The organism is Okeania sp. SIO1H4, assembly GCF_010672695.1.
In the GTDB taxonomy this organism is placed as follows: Bacteria; Cyanobacteriota; Cyanobacteriia; order Cyanobacteriales; family Microcoleaceae; genus Okeania; species Okeania hirsuta.
The window spans coordinates 21462-37664 of record NZ_JAAHGB010000004.1; the positions used below are offsets into that span (position 1 = coordinate 21462).

The window sequence follows — 16203 nt, forward strand, 5'->3', positions numbered from 1 at the left end:
TTTAAAAAATTGAAACCTTTCAAACTTTTGACTTTTGACTTTTGACTTAAATTAAACTTTTCCTGCACGAAAAACTCTACCAATGACCTCCTCAATAGGTGGGTCAGTCACCGTTAAATCTTGCACTTCTAATTCTGCCAAAATCTGAGCTACAGTTGCCGTTAAATTTTCCCGGCGTACCAATAAATGTACTGACTGACCTTCCAGCATTTCCACCTCCCCATAATTAGATAAATGTTGCTCAAAATTATCTACATCCGTAGGCACAGGATTAAGTAATTCTATTTGTACCTCTCGATAAGGAGCAAAACGATCAAGCAAACCATCTAAACTGCCATCATAAATTAACTGACCTTGATATATCAATAACACGCGCTTACATAAAGCCGTAATATCAGCCATATAATGACTCGTCAATAACACAGTTGCCTGATAACGTTGATTATATTCTTGCAAAAACTCCCGCACTGCCACTTGTGCATTTATATCTAAACCTAAAGTTGGTTCATCCAAAAACAAAACTTTCGGTTGATGTAATAACGCCGCCATCAACTCTGCCTTCATCCGCTCCCCCAAAGATAATTTTCTGACTGGTTGCTTCAACTTTCCCTCCAGGGACAACATCTCTGTTAATTCCATCAACCGTCTGTAATATTCTTTGTCAGAAAGACCATAAACAGCAGCATTAATTTTTAGAGAGTCTAACACTGGTAAATCCCAGATTAACTGTTGTTTTTGCCCCATGACTAAGGTAATTTGCTCTAAAAATTTTCTCTTGCGTTCAAAGGGGACATAATCTCCGACTTTAACTATACCGTTAGACGGATGAATTAAACCTGTGAGCATTTTCAGAGTAGTAGTTTTGCCAGCACCGTTGGGTCCGAGAAATCCCACTACTTCCCCCGGGTCTATTTCAAATGTAATATCTTCAACTGCCTTAACATATTGGTAGGTGCGACGTATAAAATGAATTAATGTTCCCTTAATTCCTGGTTCTTTGATGGCTACTGGGTAGATTTTGCTCAGATTTTTAGCGAGTATAATAGACATAACTTTTGAATATTAATTTGAGTTACAGGCAACATTGGCCATAAATAGAACAGCAAGAAATTTAGCATATTTTAGGAGGCATACTAAGTTATGGTACTTATTCCAGATTTTTCAGACTCTTCTCCTCGTTTATTGGGAACAAACGGTGATGATAATGAGATTCTCACAGTAGAGCAAGCTACTTCTTTTCCTGGGGGAGTATTAGCTCTCAGTGGTGATGATATCATTACTGGTTCATCTGCCAACGACTTAATTTTTGGTGGTGAAGGGAAAGATGAGTTATTTGGAGAGGGTGGTAATGATATTTTGCATGGTAACAAGGATACAGATTTTCTCAATGGTGGCCTTGGTGATGACACATTGTATGGAGGTAAGGGTGCCGATCTATTAAATGGTGGAGATGGTAATGATATTCTGATTGGTGGTGCTGGTGTTGATATTTATAAAGGTGGTTTGGGAAGTGATGTATATGTTTTCAGAACAGAGTTAGCAGGAATAACACAAGATTTAAGTAATGTTATTTCTTTACTTCCAGGAATTCCCAGTAGTGTTGAATTGCCTAATGCAATTATTACTGATTTTAACTCTTCTGAAGATATTATTGGATTAACAGGAGGGATGACAAAATCTGATTTGATATTTGAAGATTTTAATAGTTTTGAGGAGTTTGGGATTAATACAAATTTGATTTTACCATTTGTCAGTGATGAACTTGAACTGTTAACCAAAGCAGATATTTCAGTACAGGATTTAGATCCAAATAATGATGGTGTTTTAGAGGGTACTGCGATTAAAATGAGTGGTACAAATCAGCTTTTAGGATATGTGTTGAACACAACTTCGACAGAAATAGCAGCGTTGCCAGAGTCACAGTTTATTAGTGTTAATTTTTAACAAAAAATAGCGAGAAGTCCCGCGTTCTAGTGCAAGGGAACGTCGTATAGGAAAGCGACCATGTTATAATATAAGAACACAGGGGGAGGACATCACCTCTGTATAAACTGCAACTCCTTTGCGGGTTGAAGAATCCCGCGTTGTCGCTCAAGCACGGGCGTCGGGAGCATGTCAAGGAAGACGCACATAGTTTTCTAGGTTGACAGCAGCATTAAAGTCTCTGTCAGCCTTAAACACCCACAGAAACGGCCACTAAGCTATCTAAAATTAACTGACCAAAAACTTGTTCCATTTCTGTTGCTATACGTCCATACTCTCCTTCATAGGGTGTCATTTCTCCCCGATGCTTAATTAAGGACTGTAGAACTGTTACTGCGTGTTTCTTAAACTGTGTCGCTCGCCAAAACAAAGCAGCAGTTTCCATATCCCAGGCACTATTTTTCTGGGTACTGCTTTCTAAGATATTAATCAGACTTTTAACATTATCAGTCCTTTCTCCGATTAGCTCAGGGTAATTATAAGCATGATAATCTTCAACATGATGGCAAATCATTAACTGTACTGGGTAAAACAGTGATTCTGCCTGATGCCGAAGACTGTCTACCAGTAAGGGAGAAGCAAAAAGACTCTGACCCAATTGTGAAGCAGAAAGACCCGAATCGCGCATCAACCCTTGAAGAAGGAGACAGGAGACAGGAGGAAAATTACATGGGGATTCGCTCCCCCAAGTAATGCGTGAACACCCCCGTTGACGGTGGGGTATTAAACCCACAAAGAAAATGATAAAGGTTATTAGCTTCGTCAATGATATTAATGTCTCTAAGATTGTCTGGAGTTACATATCGATCATTAGACCCGTAGCGAACAATATAATTAGCTTCAGCAGCATACATTTCCAGAAAAGCAAAGCCAGATCCACCAGCACCCATTGGTACACTGGCAACAAACATATAGTGCCCCTGGTAACTACTCTGTGTAGATAACTATGCCCCAACTGTCGGTATGTAATTGAGCTGAAGGAAAATAACGGTTGACTAGACGTTGAGCGCGCTGAGGATTGGAGCAAACAATACCTGCTGCTGGGAGAGGTTTCTTGATAATTACGTTTTCGGATATGGTGAATTTCATGGGAGTACATTAACTTTTCAGGTCGCGGAGCAAAGCAAAGAGCTTCTACGTTAGCAAATGGTCCAGGACTTACGCACTGACATATAGATTTAGGGTTTTGTGCGTTACGCTATCGCTAACACACCCTACCAATAGCGTTCATGCGTAAGTCCTATGGTCATTCGCTCCTACTGTGGTCTACCAAAATGAAAACCGCTGTTAGCGATCATCCGGACATGATCTAATATAATCAGGACTTACGCAAAGGCACTATTTATAGTGTAAATTAACTATTGGACAATAGTTTTGAACAGTATATATAGCGTATCTGCGTAAGTCCTAATAAGATAATTGTAGATGGATAAATATTGCGAGATTTACCCACCCTATTACTTAGGAATATAACTTAGCTACAGAAACAGTAAGCTCTCCGTTATTGTCATCAGGATAAGTATCAACAAAAAAGACATACAAAGTAGTGGTCTCCAAAACCTCTAACGTTAGTGTTTCGTGATACCCATTCAAAGTAGACCAGGTTTGCCCAACCGGAATATTCGTCTTTTTATTCTTGACTTTTCCACCAAAAATCCAAAGTAAAACAAATGGTTCACCAGAGGGACAAATATTAGAACCGTAACCAAATGTACCACTTTTAATCCGTGCAACATAAATACCTGGTTCAAGGGTTTTAGAGACGGCCGTTTCTTGCAGTCCCTTGATTTGTGCATCATTTAGTGAATAGCAATTGTTATGACTATGGACAACAAGATGCTGAATCTCACAGTCACCAGGAGTAATATTGCTTGCTGCGATCGCTGTTTCTTCTTCACTTTCTGATACTTGAGATATTACATCTGTATCAATAGCTGTTTCGCCAGGAAGAACTGTTCCTACTGCCTCAATATCATCAGTTCGAGTCAAAACAGGTATTCGCAGTGGGTCAGAACAAACAATCCTTAGCCACTGCAAATTATCAGTGACATAACCAATCTCTGCTAAATAATCAACATAACTAAGAGAACCAACATTGATAGGTATTTTCTGTTTCTGGATAGACTCCTCACAATCGTATTGTTGTATCTTTTGAGCTTTTTGTGAGTCTATATCAACATCTGTAACATCATAAATCCGCAATTGGTATTGCTTTCCACCTTGTTGTTTTGCTGCATCTTTAGCAGCTTGAGAAACTACTAAATGAACACAAGCACTCTGATTATCATTAGGTACTATAGTAATCCAACTGGATTTCAATGCTTCCTCTGGAATAGTTACTGTGGTGGGAGTTGTGTCTAATTGTGTACTTTTTACTTCATCACTGTCTACAGTAAAGTTAGGTACAGGTATCCAGATACGATTAGAACGAGCCAATTTTAACCACTCACCATCATCAGTGACATAGCCTATTTCTGCTTGATATTCGCGTTCTTTTACAAAAACAGGTGCTTGCATTTGCTGAGTAGATTCCTCACAATCGTAGGCTTGTACATTGTATGCTGGCTGTGTATCCAAGTCAATACCTGTAACATCATAAATTCGCAACTGGTATTGTTCTCCCCCCTGTTCTTTGATTGCATTTTTCGCAGTTTGAGGAACTTCCCAAACCACCATCATATTCTCTTCATTCTCAGGAGTAATAGTAATTTTACAGGGAGGTAATACCCATTTTACTGGTGTTTTACCTAATAATTCTGGTTCTTTTGTTACATCTATATTTTCATCTACAGGATATTCTGATATCCGAACTCGGTTAGAACGAGCCAATGGTAGCCACTGACCATCATCAGTAGCATAACCTATTTCTGCTTGATATTCGCAATCATCTAGTAAATTTCCTACTTGCCACTGCTGATTTGACTCTTCGGAATCATAATACTTGGTACTGTGAGCTGGTTGTGAGTCCAGATCGATATTTGTGACATCATAAACCCGCAGTTGATATTGCTGACCTCCATATAATTTAGCTGCATCTTTGTCTGCTTGTGGAACTGACCAAGTTACTGATGCACTTTTATTATGATGAGATGTCAGGTTTATTTCACTATTTAGTTCCCGTTTTCGATTTGCCCATGCTGCTAATAATCCTGCGACTCCTAATCCTCCTAATATTTGACCTATTCCGATACCATCTGTTGGAGTTGTTTGATTTCCATCAGCGGGAGTTGTTGCTTTATCTGTAGTATCTACCCCTACTTCTGGTATTGATATTCCCGTACTGTCACCTCCATCCATTGGAGCAACAGTTTCTGGTGTTGATATCCTGATTTTCTCAGAACGAGCTAACTTTAACCACTGACCATCATCAGTTACATAACCTATTTCTGTCTGGTAGTCATGCTCTGGTACTAAAGAATCTATTTGCTTGTCTGTAGTTGATTCTGAGCAATCATACTGCTGCACAGTTGGAGCAGGTTGTGAATCTAGGTCTATATCTGTGACATCATAAACCCGCAGTTGATATTCTTGACCTCCATGGGATTTAGCTGCATCTTTGTCTGCTTGTGGAACTGACCAAGTTGCTAATCCACTTTGATTTGGTTGTGCTGTGAGATTTATTTCACTATTTTTGGAGTGATTTGCCCATGCTGCTAATAATCCTGCGACTCCTAATCCTCCTGCTATTGGTGCTATTGGTATGCCATCTGTTGGAGTTGTTTGATTTCCATCAGCGGGAGTTGTTGCTTTATCTGTAGTATCTACCCCTACTTTTGGTGTTGATATCTCTTTATTTTCATTTCCATCAACTGGAGTGGCAGTTTCTATATCTTTTTTTGCTGAATCACCTCCACGCCCTCTCTGTAGTCCCCAAATTAAGGCTCCTAGTAAAGGAATTCCTAACAGAAAAAGGAGCCACCAGGGGAATCCTTCTGTTTCTGTTTCCTGGCTGATATCATTTGGTAATAGTGCACTATCTGATTGAGCGGGACTAGATGAATCTACTGCCTCTGAAGAGTTTGCTTCATTGACTGTGGAAGTATTTGGACTGGGTGCTGTTACTACTGCCCCCGGAGCTGCTGAGTCTACCTCTGGTGAGTTTGCTGCTGTCTCAGTTTGAGTATCTGAATTGTTTGTCGTTACCACTCCAGGAGAAATAGCAGCATCTGTTTCCCCTGAGTCCACCTCTGGTGAGTTTGCTGCTGTCTCAGTTTGAGTATCTGAATTGTTTGTCGTTGCTGCTCCAGGAGAAATAGTAGATTCTGTTTCCCCTTCTTGAGCTAATGCTGCCACAACTTCTTGACCAATTTTAGAAGTAACTAAACCCATAAATGCTAGAACTTCTGGAGGAGCAGCATCTTTGTTATAAATATAGTTACGGGGTTGAGAATATGGGTAACGAGGATCGTCTGGTAGGGTTTTGTGCATCTGAATGACCCGAACATTTCCCTTATTCATGACTTGGTCGGCGATCGCATAACTAATTCCATCTTTACCAAGTTCTTTTATGACTGCTGCTGTATCATCCTGAGATATCTGAGTAGTGTTACTTCCTGTCTGAAATGGACTTTTTTTAAACACTTCATAACTTTTAAGAGCTTCTCTGGTATCACTAAACTCTGGGCGATCAAGAAAGCGAATTGGGATTTGAGACCCACCTATTTCTGACCAGTTTGTGATTTCTCCCCGGAGTATTTTGGCAAATTGCTCAAATGAGAGATTTTCTGAAAATGGATTTTCAGGACTAACTATCACAGCAATTTTGCCACGCTCAATAGGAACTTCAACTAATCCTTGCTCTTTTTCCTGAGCAGTTAATGGACGTCCTATTGCGGCTATATCTGTTTCTCCTTTTCGGAGTGCTTCTAATACTTCACTGGTATCACCTGCTGCTAGTTCAACTTGAGCGTCTGGAAATTTTTCTTCGTAACGCTGTTTGAGTGATCGATTAATGACTGTCATACTATTAGAGCCATGTAATCTGATTTTTGTACCACTTGGCAGGGATTCAGGTAATGAGTAGACAGTATTTGAGTTGACGGATTGAGCTAGGATAATATTAGATATATTAGTAGCTGCTAAGGGCTTGGGAGTAGCAGTTAAGGTTAGCAATACTACTGATATTTGAAATAATTTTTTGCTAGATGAAGACATTTTTACCTGGCTTTTAGGTTGACAAAATATGGTTAAATTAACCTTTAGTAATTAGCCTTCAACTTGAATATAATTTACCTATCAGCTATTAGTTTTTTACTAATAAGTTTACAGTTAATTTTTTTTCCAACTGAAGGCTAAGTTCCTTATGAATGATTTTTGTAATTACATCCTCAGTTAGCTTTTGACTGAGATTTTTTTCAATCTAAATACATATATTTTGATCAATATAGTATTGATTATTTATATGTAAAGTTAAAATAAAGCAATAGTGCTTTTTGAAATTTATGACTCTTGGTTCAGAAAAAATAATTCACATTTTAACTATAGAAATTGTCAATTCTCCTTGATTATCATCAATATAACTATCGAAGAAAAAAGCACAAAGGTTTGTTGTTTGCACTACTTCTAAAGTTAATGTATCGTCATCACCATTCAAAGTTGACCAAGTAGCTTCAACCTCCAAGTTAGTTTTTTTATTAATGAACTTGCCACCATAAATCCACAACATAACCATGGGTTCACCAACATTATTTTCATCGTTGCGGTATCCAAACAAACCACTACGGATTCTAATTACATATATCCCTGGTTCTAATTTTGTCGAAACTGCTGTTTCTTCCTGTATCTGTCGCATAGCTTCAGCGTCAAGGACATAACAGTTTTTTTTGCTGTCAATCTTCAGATCCGTAACTGTACAACCTTCCATATTTTTTTCTATTTCCTACTAAAATTTTTTCGTCTTCTCAACTAAGGCCACTGCTAGTATAAATTTTCTAAAATATGTATAAATACAAGTGTCCAAAAATTCATAACAGACAAAATGGCTACTTTAGTCGAAGAATTACTTTGCGATCGGACTCAATAGTTAGTTTACACCTATTTGTAGCTTTAATGGTGTTGTTGTCCTATCAATTTTTTTTGATCCAAATTTAGTTCTGATAGTATTAAGTTAATATTAATTGATACTTATTCAATACATTGAAAATACATTAAAAATTTTCAAAAAAACTGTTAGTATTTTTCTGATTTGACTATGATTTTACCTCAATAAATCCTGTCATATTTGCCAAAATTGATTAGCTATAAATATTTCATAATTCTAGTTTATATAGAATATCAAATACAGAATAATATATAAACCACTAACTACACACCTATAAATTATTGATTTTTTTTTACTAATTGATATGATTTTATATCTATTCAATAGACCTCTGGTGATAATTAATCTCAAACCCTTGTTATACCTGGGCAAACACTTAGTTTGCACCAAATGTCTAAGATCAAATATTTAGTTTAGGTATAAAGTAAACTAGAATTTTTTTACTTTGATCCCTTTCTCCGATCAATTTATTTATAATTGATGTTTAAAATTATGAATTTATAGATTGGCAAAAATATTTTGGCGTGGCACTGACCATGACAATAAGTAGAGATACTATGTGAGACTAGATTCGGCGATCGCTCATCAGTATACTTAATTATTTTATCGGAGTAATAGCAATTTGAGATAAGGCTGTGAAATTCATTAATTTATCCGTCTTTAATCTACATTAAGCTACAGTCAATTATTCTTGCAATCTTATTCTGTGCAGTTTCACATTAAATTGATATTACACATAGAAGTCCATCTACTTAATTGTCTAGACAATTGAAGAAGGAGACAGGAGACAGGAGACAGGAGACAGGAGGAAAATTACATGGGGATTCTCACCCCAAGTAATTTTGAACACCGTGTAGACGGTGGGGTATTAAACCCACAAAGAAAATGATAAAAATATTAAGTAATGTTGTCATCTTTGAATTTTTGCGTTAAGTTATATTACATAAGCTTGAAATAACACGAGGTTAATGGTCATGGAAAATCAAGATAAAAAAGTAGGCTTCACCGACTTTGCAGAAACTTGGAATGGTCGCCTAGCAATGTTAGGCTTTGTCATTGGTATTGCCACTGAATACTTCACAGGTCAAGGTATCCTTTCTCAACTTGGCTTAATGTAATTAATTGTTCCTTCTCATATAGCATTTGCCTGAATATCGTCATTGCAATAATAGGAAGTAATCTCAATAACTTAGGAGATTGCTTTCCTTGCCTAATTCTGGGTAAACCTTTCACTTTGTCCCAGTCACAACCATTTGGGTATAGTTATTATTCAGATTTTATCTCAATAACTTTTCTGTTGTATTTACCGAAAAAAATGACGAATCAAAATATTAAGTAATGTTGCCATATTTAAAATTTTACGTTAAGTTATATTACATAAGCTTGAAATCAAACGAGGTTAATGGTCATGGAAAATCAAGAGAAAAAAATGGGCTTCACCGATTTTGCAGAAGCTTGGAATGGTCGCCTGGCAATGTTAGGCTTTGTCATTGGTATTGCCACTGAATACTTCACAGGTCAAGGTATCCTTTCTCAACTTGGCTTAATGTAATTAATTGTTCCTTTTGAGAGCTGATTTATCAAGTAAATATTAAGAGGCTAAATTCCTTGCAATACAAGGGTTTTGGGAGTTATATCCAATAATACTTAAATCCCTGAGAGTTAGATTACATAAGGGTTTTAGCTAAGTTTAAAAATCAGCTCTCAATAACTTTTCTGTTGTACTTACCAACGTTTAACTACACTAATTAGAGGTTAATTATCATGGAAAATCAAGAGAAAAAAATAGGCTTCACCGATTTTGCAGAAGCTTGGAATGGTCGCCTGGCAATGTTAGGCTTTGTCATTGGTATTGCCACTGAATACTTCACAGGTCAAGGTATCCTTTCTCAACTTGGCTTAATGTAATTAATTGTTCCTTTTGAGAGCTGATTTATCAAGTAAATATTAAGAGGCTAAATTCCTTGCAATACAAGGGTTTTGGGAGTTATATCCAATAATACTTAAATCCCTGAGAGTTAGATTACATAAGGGTTTTAGCTAAGTTTAAAAATCAGCTCTCAATAACTTTTCTGTTGTACTTACCAACGTTTAACTATACTAATTAGAGGTTAATCATCATGGAAACTCAAGATCAAAAGCTAGGTTTTACCAAATTTGCAGAAACTTGGAATGGTCGCTTGGCAATGTTAGGCTTTATCATTGGTGTAGCTACTGAATACTTCACAGGTCAAAGTATTCTTTCTCAACTTGGTCTAATGTAGTTCAAGGCTACAAAACAATTAAAAATCACCAACAGTTTGTAGTTAACAAGGATATAAGATTATTAAGTATACTCTATAGTAGAGATGAGAGTATTCTTGGCTTTATTACTTATATCTTTTCTCTACATTACATTCGCTAAATTTGCAGGAGTTACTCGATAGAATTATAGAAGTTAAACAGTTTTGTTTTTCAGGGTAGTACTGTCAGAAAATTGATGTTCCAGTTTTCAGATACTAACTAACAAATTTTGACAAAGTTCAAGGGGTTGAAAACTTTCAACCCCTTTTTCAGTAGAAGTTTAAATCGAAGGAAGTTGATTAAATTTTTTTTGACTGAATCAACTATTACTTATTTATTCTTACTTCCTTTAGATATTTAACTCAATATACAATCGAAGTGTTTAACTCTTCTGAGGAATTAGAGGATGTTCGACTACTTTCAGGTAATTCAAGATCCTGAACAGGGTTACGAGCTTCTATTAAACTGATAGCTCGACTTACGCTTTCTGGTAAAATTACTACCAGGCCACCAGAAGAGGCACGATCTAAGGCTGTATTAATAGCCGTTGTCTCATCTAGAATTGATTCATAAGTAGCCTTTGACTCAGAATCTTTAGCTTGATTTAAAAACTGCTTCACACCTTGAGAAATTAGCTCCGCAGCACTTCCTCTAGGTCTTCCTCTAGTGTCGTCGTCTTCTTTGACAATAATTTCATCAAAGATATCTGCTGCTAGTTCACCCAGAGAAACAAAGTCTTCATCACGGCGATCGCCAGGCCCACCAACTACACCAATCCGTTTTCCTGGCCAATTTCTGACAAATCCACCCAATGCTTCATAGCTAGCAGGATTATGAGCATAGTCCACAAGAGCATGATAATCTCCCATATTAAACATATTCATCCGGCCTGGTGTTTGATCCACCGAAGCCACAAAGGTTGACAAACCTTCTCTAATATGCTCTATTTTCACCCCTTGAGCAAAAGCTGCCAAACAAGCTGCAAGGGCATTAGCAATCATAAATGGAGCTTTACCTGCCATTGTGATTGGCACATTAACTGCTTTTTCAATTCTTAAAGTCCAATCTCCTTTGATAATTGAAATATAACCATTCTCATAAACCGCTGCCAAACCACCAGCTTCTGTATGTTTAACTAAAAGTTGATTATTTGGTTCCATTGAAAAGTAAGCAACTTGAGCTTTGACTTTCTCTGCCATTGCAGCAACCAATGGATCGTCAGCATTCAAAATGGCATATCCTTTAGGCATTACTGACTCAGCAACTACACTTTTGAGTTGAGCTAGTTGTTCTACAGTATCTATATCCCCAATACCCAAGTGGTCGGCAGCTACATTTAATACCATTCCTACATCACAAGCTGAAAAACCCAAGCCTGAACGCAGAAGACCACCCCGTGCTGTTTCTAAGACTGCAACTTCTACAGTTGGGTCTGAGAGTATTAAATGGGCACTTTGAGGTCCAGTATTATCTCCTGATTCTGCTAGATATTCACCAAGATAAGTACCATCAGTAGTAGTATAGCCCACTATTTTTCCAGTCTGCTTCATTATGTGAGCTAGCAAGCGTGTAGTAGTTGTCTTACCATTGGTGCCAGTAATTGAAAATATTGGTATTCTGCCATTTTTAGACCCAGGGAATAGCATATCTATTACTGCTCCGGCCACATTTCTAGGTAGACCCCGACTAGGAGCGACGTGCATCCGGAAACCAGGGGCAGCGTTAACTTCTACTATGACCCCTTCTACTTCTCGCAAAGGTTTAGAAATGTCTTCAGTAACTACATCTATACCTGCTATGTCTAGACCTATAATCTTCGCAGCTCTGGACAATAGCCAGACATTTTCTGGATGTATTTCATCAGTACGGTCTACTGCTATACCTCCAGTACTGAGGTTAGCTGTTGCCCTTAAAAAGCAAATTTCTCCTTTTTTTGGTATTGAATCAATGCTATATCCTTGTCTTTCAAGAATCCCAAGAGCAGCTTTATCCACGGTGATTCTAGTCAGAACGTTATCATGTCCATCTCCTCTTTGAGGATCTCTGTTAGTTTCTTCAATCAGTTTTGCCACCGTGGACTTACCATCTCCCATTACATGGGCCGGAACTCGTTCGGCCACAGCTACAACTCTACCATTTACTACCAATACTCGGTGGTCTTTGCCTGTATAGTAACGTTCTACAATTACTGTTTTTGTTTTGGAAGCCTTGCTAGCTAAATCATAGGCTTCTTCTGCCTCTTCCCAGTTTCTCACATCAATAGTAATTCCACGACCATGATTTCCATCTAGTGGCTTAATTACAATGGGATAGCCTCCGACATCTTCAATGGCATCTTGAAGGTCTTCAAAGTAGCGAATAACTGTACCACGAGGTACTGGTATTCCAGAATCTTTGAGAATGGTTTTTGTGCCTTCTTTATCACAAGCAAGTTCTACACCAAGAATCCCTGTTTGGTTACTTAGGGTTGCCTGGATTCTTTTTTGATTTATACCATAGCCAAGCTGAATCATAAATCTGGCTCCTAGTTGAGTCCAGGGAATACCTCTTGCTTCTGCTTCTTTGACTATAGCTTCTGTGCTTGGCCCTAAAGCTGCCTGACTTTTGAATTCCTTAAGGTCTTCTAAATCTTGCTGTAATTCGGTTGCAGGATATGTACCTGTCTCAACAATACTTTGGCAAAGTCTCACCGCTGCTCGTGCAGCATAGCGACCTGCTGGTTCATGTTCATATTCTATTACTACCTGAAATATTCCAGGAGTCGATGTTTCCCGTGTCCGACCAAAAGCAACTGGCATTTGGGCGAGTTGTTGAAGTTCTAGGGCAACGTGTTCTATGACATGGCCTATTAGTGTCCCTTTTTCAACACGACTGAGAAAACCGCCCCTGACTCTAGGGGAACAATAGTGCTCTACAAGACCTGGTAGTACCTTGATTAATCCTTTGTAGAAGCCAGGAATATCAGATGTATATCTTTCGTACAGGTCTTCTAAGTCTAGACGCATAACCACCAGTTTATGCCGGCGGATGCTCCAGTAGTTTGGACCGCGTAATGTCTGGAGTTTGAGGATTTTCATAGGAGGATTTGAAGGTTATGCTCAGAATCTACAGAAGCAATGGCGGTTTTATTTTGAATTTCAGCTCACACCATTTGCTAAACTGTTTAATACAAACTTTTTTTCAGGCTGCACTAATCCTTTCTCCATCTTGAAAAATATATATCTGATAAATAAATTTATCAGTTTTTTTGATAATCCTTTGATGGTAGAAGGAAGAATTTGGGCTTTTTATTCTGTTTTACAAAAAATACATTCTTTTCAGTTTAAAATTAGATTTTCTGTCCACCCAACTAGGCAAGCTACTAATCTACCACAACACATTAGTTACGAATTTAGTAAATTATCAGAAATTCTATTAATTAATCAAGAGGCATAATTGTTTCAGACAGCCCTGGTTTCATGGTATGGGAATGGAGATCGTAGCCATCGCCGTGGCACATTATATGTACTCTTAAATTTGATATGCTCAAGGGATCTGCTACATCTACTTTCGTAGCATTTGTATATGACATTTCTGTAGTATCTATAATTGTCACTGTACCTTTACCCATTACTCGAATTTGACTATCTCCTTCAAATAATGCACAGGTATCTTCATCTATACCTATACCTATTTTGTCCGGATGGGTAGCAATGGCGCTCAACAAACGGGCCATACGATTTCGATTATGAAAGTGTTGGTCTACAATCAGGTCTGGCAATATACCCAAGCCAGTTGTTAAATCAACTAAGGACTTATTGGGGGATGAGCCACTACCACCACTTGCTATCATCTGATGTCCCATTACTGCTGCTCCTGCGCTTGTTCCAGCTAGAGCAATTTTTCCATCTATAGCTCTACTTCTGATTTCATCCATCAAAGGTGTTTCAGCAAGTAGGGAACAAAGACGCAGTTGGTCTCCACCAGTCATAAAGACTCCAGTACAATCTTCTAAGGATTCTAACCATCTTGGGTCTTCTCCCTGATACCTTTCCCGGATATCAAATATCTTCAGACCTACAGCACCCATTTCTTCAAAAACCTTGCGGTATCTATCTCCTTGTGCTCCTGGTTCTCTAGAGGCAGAAGGGATAACTGCTAGCCTGGCATTTACTCCTCCTGCACGATTAAAAAAAGTTTGTAGAATCTCTTTTCCATGAACTTTATCTTCCGCCCCTCCGATTACCATAATGGTTGTTTTTGTCGGACGTAATATATCTAGTTTTGAAGCTTGAGACTCTAACTGTATCATTTTATTAGTCTTGGACAGCAGGTACGCATTAAATTTCAATAATTTCAATAGTCTGTTATAATACTAGACTATCTTATAACCTTGCAAGTCCCCAGCTAACTATTGAATTTTTCAACAAATCATTTGATTTAGTTAGAATCTAAATTTCAATTGGCTGGATTAACTTGTAAACTTTTAGCATAGTCTAAATAAAGATTAATCTCAACAATTTCTAAATTTTTTAAGACACTCTAAGTATATTTTTAAGTTTTGTGCAATTTGATGTTATCACTCTGTTTCCAGACTTTTTTACAACACCCCTAAGTTCAGGTTTGTTAGGGAAAGCCCTTGATAAAGAGATTGCCAAGGTTAATTTAGTTAACCCTCGTGATTATACCACAGACAAGTATCATAAGGTTGATGATGAATCTTATGGTGGAGGAGTAGGAATGGTGTTAAAACCAGAACCTATATTTGCTGCTGTAGAGTCATTAACAACTAGACCGCGACGAGAAGTTATTCTCTTAACTCCCCAGGGAGAAACAATGTGTCAACAGCTATTTAAGCAGTTAGCTATAGACTATGACCAACTTATTTTAATTTGTGGTCATTATGAAGGTATTGATGAAAGAGTACAATATTTAGTTACTAGAGAAGTGTCTTTAGGAGATTTTGTCCTTACAGGTGGAGAGATACCAGCTTTAGCTTTAATTAATGGTGTAGTGAGGTTACTTCCAGGAACAGTAGGTAAAGCTGAGTCACTAAAATACGAAAGTTTTGAATATGGATTACTTGACTATCCTCATTACACTCGACCATCTAATTTTCGTGGTTGGAAAGTACCAGAAGTTCTGCTATCTGGAAATCATGCTAAAATAGCAGAATGGCGTTATCAACAACAAATTCAAAGAACAAAATCTCGTCGCCCAGATTTACTGAAAAATAATAGAGACCTCTAGAAAATCTAGTTATTTTGTCGATCTACTTAACTTGCTCATGGTGTTTGATATTAGGTATATCTAATACCATAAGCACACTACTTTCATACATTTGATAATCAATTTTATCAATAGTTTGATAGCCTAGTTTTTCAAAAAAAGGAACTAAGTATGCTTCGGCATCTACAAAATCAAATTTAATTCCATCTAGCAACTGTTGTTTGTATAATGCTTGCATTATTCTTAAGCCTATACCATTTATTCTAAAATTACTTTGAACCATAAACCTCCCAGTAATTGATGTACATAAAGGATGTGCATCTCCTACTTTTTCCATTTGATAGAGTTTTGTATAGTAATCTATGTCTAAATTTTCTGAGTCTAAGTTTTTAGTATAATTGCATCTAATAGTACCAACCAATTCATTATGATCAAGAGCCATAAATAGATTAGCATATAAGTCCAATGGGTCTTCTACTTTCTTTTGTTGATGGTTCGGTTCATAGTTTGGACAATTTTCAAACCATCCCAGTTCTTCTACATAGATTTGATAGCGCAATTTGAAAATTTCTTCTTTTTCTTCAGGAGTCTGAGCTAGTGTTATTTCTAACATGGTATTTATAATGTCAACTTAACACAATTTTCAAGATGGCAGAGGTGTTTTTTTTATGTATAATAAATCCTCACAA

General features: G+C 37.4%; 16 protein-coding genes. 8 read left to right on the forward strand and 8 right to left on the reverse strand.

Translation table 11 applies throughout. The features are described from left to right. Positions 1-51 precede the first annotated feature (51 nt). Positions 52-1050: an ATP-binding cassette domain-containing protein gene (locus F6K06_RS02440; protein WP_124145072.1), complete on the reverse strand. Its 999-nt coding sequence runs from the start codon at positions 1048-1050 to the stop codon at positions 52-54. 90 nt (positions 1051-1140) lie between these two features. Between F6K06_RS02440 and F6K06_RS02445 the strand changes: the two genes are divergently transcribed. After that, entirely contained in the window at positions 1141-1944 is an 804-nt protein-coding gene (locus tag F6K06_RS02445) for a calcium-binding protein (RefSeq protein ID WP_287239453.1), read from the forward strand. A 229-nt stretch (positions 1945-2173) separates the two neighbouring features. Here F6K06_RS02445 and F6K06_RS02450 read toward each other — a convergent pair whose 3' ends face one another. Beyond that, positions 2174-2497, reverse strand: coding sequence for a hypothetical protein (locus tag F6K06_RS02450; protein WP_287308999.1), 324 nt, complete (start codon positions 2495-2497; stop codon positions 2174-2176). A gap of 20 nt (positions 2498-2517) precedes the next feature. On the opposite strand from F6K06_RS02450, the gene F6K06_RS02455 reads away from it, so the two are divergent. Continuing rightward, a complete protein-coding gene (locus F6K06_RS02455; protein WP_287309001.1) occupies positions 2518-2676 on the forward strand; it encodes a hypothetical protein in 159 nt (52 codons plus the stop codon). Between the two features lie 234 nt (positions 2677-2910). Here the strand turns inward: F6K06_RS02455 and F6K06_RS02460 are convergent, their stop codons facing one another. The 3 genes from F6K06_RS02460 to F6K06_RS02470 all read right to left on the reverse strand — a co-directional run bounded on the left by F6K06_RS02460 (position 2911) and on the right by F6K06_RS02470 (position 7846). Beyond that, positions 2911-3072 carry a hypothetical protein gene (locus F6K06_RS02460; protein ID WP_287239459.1) on the reverse strand — a complete coding sequence of 54 codons (162 nt, stop codon included), beginning with the start codon at positions 3070-3072 and terminating at the stop codon, positions 2911-2913. A 372-nt stretch (positions 3073-3444) separates the two neighbouring features. Then, complete coding sequence (locus F6K06_RS02465) at positions 3445-7137, reverse strand: DUF4912 domain-containing protein (protein ID WP_287309003.1); 3693 nt, start codon at positions 7135-7137, stop codon at positions 3445-3447. A 313-nt stretch (positions 7138-7450) separates the two neighbouring features. Then, positions 7451-7846 carry a hypothetical protein gene (locus F6K06_RS02470; protein WP_124145067.1) on the reverse strand — a complete coding sequence of 132 codons (396 nt, stop codon included), beginning with the start codon at positions 7844-7846 and terminating at the stop codon, positions 7451-7453. Between the two features lie 1151 nt (positions 7847-8997). On the opposite strand from F6K06_RS02470, the gene F6K06_RS02475 reads away from it, so the two are divergent. The 4 genes from F6K06_RS02475 (at position 8998) to F6K06_RS02490 (ending at position 10287) form a co-directional block, all read left to right on the forward strand. Next, positions 8998-9141, forward strand: coding sequence for a chlorophyll a/b-binding protein (locus F6K06_RS02475; RefSeq protein ID WP_124145066.1), 144 nt, complete (start codon positions 8998-9000; stop codon positions 9139-9141). A gap of 290 nt (positions 9142-9431) precedes the next feature. After that, positions 9432-9575, forward strand: coding sequence for a chlorophyll a/b-binding protein (locus tag F6K06_RS02480; protein WP_124145065.1), 144 nt, complete (start codon positions 9432-9434; stop codon positions 9573-9575). A 212-nt stretch (positions 9576-9787) separates the two neighbouring features. Further along, positions 9788-9931, forward strand: coding sequence for a high light inducible protein (locus tag F6K06_RS02485; RefSeq protein WP_124155088.1), 144 nt, complete (start codon positions 9788-9790; stop codon positions 9929-9931). Positions 9932-10143: 212 nt separating this feature from the next. Further along, a complete protein-coding gene (locus tag F6K06_RS02490) occupies positions 10144-10287 on the forward strand; it encodes a chlorophyll a/b-binding protein (protein ID WP_124147828.1) in 144 nt (47 codons plus the stop codon). A gap of 381 nt (positions 10288-10668) precedes the next feature. Here F6K06_RS02490 and cphA read toward each other — a convergent pair whose 3' ends face one another. Next, positions 10669-13383, reverse strand: coding sequence for a cyanophycin synthetase (gene cphA, locus F6K06_RS02495; RefSeq protein ID WP_124147827.1), 2715 nt, complete (start codon positions 13381-13383; stop codon positions 10669-10671). Between the two features lie 130 nt (positions 13384-13513). Between cphA and F6K06_RS02500 the strand changes: the two genes are divergently transcribed. Further along, positions 13514-13741, forward strand: coding sequence for a hypothetical protein (locus F6K06_RS02500; RefSeq protein ID WP_124147826.1), 228 nt, complete (start codon positions 13514-13516; stop codon positions 13739-13741). Here F6K06_RS02500 and F6K06_RS02505 read toward each other — a convergent pair. Then, on the reverse strand, positions 13725-14597 hold the full coding sequence (locus tag F6K06_RS02505) for a cyanophycinase (protein ID WP_124147825.1): 873 nt from the start codon (positions 14595-14597) through the stop codon (positions 13725-13727). The genes F6K06_RS02500 and F6K06_RS02505 overlap by 17 nt on opposite strands. Before the next feature lie 251 nt (positions 14598-14848). Between F6K06_RS02505 and trmD the strand changes: the two genes are divergently transcribed. Continuing rightward, on the forward strand, positions 14849-15535 hold the full coding sequence (gene trmD / locus F6K06_RS02510; RefSeq protein WP_124147824.1) for a tRNA (guanosine(37)-N1)-methyltransferase TrmD: 687 nt from the start codon (positions 14849-14851) through the stop codon (positions 15533-15535). A gap of 22 nt (positions 15536-15557) precedes the next feature. Here the strand turns inward: trmD and F6K06_RS02515 are convergent, their stop codons facing one another. Next, complete coding sequence (locus tag F6K06_RS02515) at positions 15558-16127, reverse strand: GNAT family N-acetyltransferase (RefSeq protein WP_287239475.1); 570 nt, start codon at positions 16125-16127, stop codon at positions 15558-15560. Positions 16128-16203: the final 76 nt, after the last annotated feature.

Coding starts and splice junctions, on each gene's coding strand:
- F6K06_RS02440 (WP_124145072.1), bottom strand. CDS start 1,050: ATGTCTATTATACTCGCTAAAAATCTGAGCAAAATCTACCCAGTAGCC.
- cphA (WP_124147827.1), bottom strand. CDS start 13,383: ATGAAAATCCTCAAACTCCAGACATTACGCGGTCCAAACTACTGGAGC.
- F6K06_RS02470 (WP_124145067.1), bottom strand. CDS start 7,846: ATGGAAGGTTGTACAGTTACGGATCTGAAGATTGACAGCAAAAAAAAC.
- F6K06_RS02515 (WP_287239475.1), bottom strand. CDS start 16,127: ATGTTAGAAATAACACTAGCTCAGACTCCTGAAGAAAAAGAAGAAATT.
- F6K06_RS02480 (WP_124145065.1), top strand. CDS start 9,432: ATGGAAAATCAAGAGAAAAAAATGGGCTTCACCGATTTTGCAGAAGCT.
- F6K06_RS02450 (WP_287308999.1), bottom strand. CDS start 2,497: ATGATTTGCCATCATGTTGAAGATTATCATGCTTATAATTACCCTGAG.
- F6K06_RS02475 (WP_124145066.1), top strand. CDS start 8,998: ATGGAAAATCAAGATAAAAAAGTAGGCTTCACCGACTTTGCAGAAACT.
- F6K06_RS02445 (WP_287239453.1), top strand. CDS start 1,141: ATGGTACTTATTCCAGATTTTTCAGACTCTTCTCCTCGTTTATTGGGA.
- F6K06_RS02460 (WP_287239459.1), bottom strand. CDS start 3,072: ATGAAATTCACCATATCCGAAAACGTAATTATCAAGAAACCTCTCCCA.
- F6K06_RS02505 (WP_124147825.1), bottom strand. CDS start 14,597: ATGATACAGTTAGAGTCTCAAGCTTCAAAACTAGATATATTACGTCCG.
- F6K06_RS02485 (WP_124155088.1), top strand. CDS start 9,788: ATGGAAAATCAAGAGAAAAAAATAGGCTTCACCGATTTTGCAGAAGCT.
- F6K06_RS02465 (WP_287309003.1), bottom strand. CDS start 7,137: ATGTCTTCATCTAGCAAAAAATTATTTCAAATATCAGTAGTATTGCTA.
- F6K06_RS02490 (WP_124147828.1), top strand. CDS start 10,144: ATGGAAACTCAAGATCAAAAGCTAGGTTTTACCAAATTTGCAGAAACT.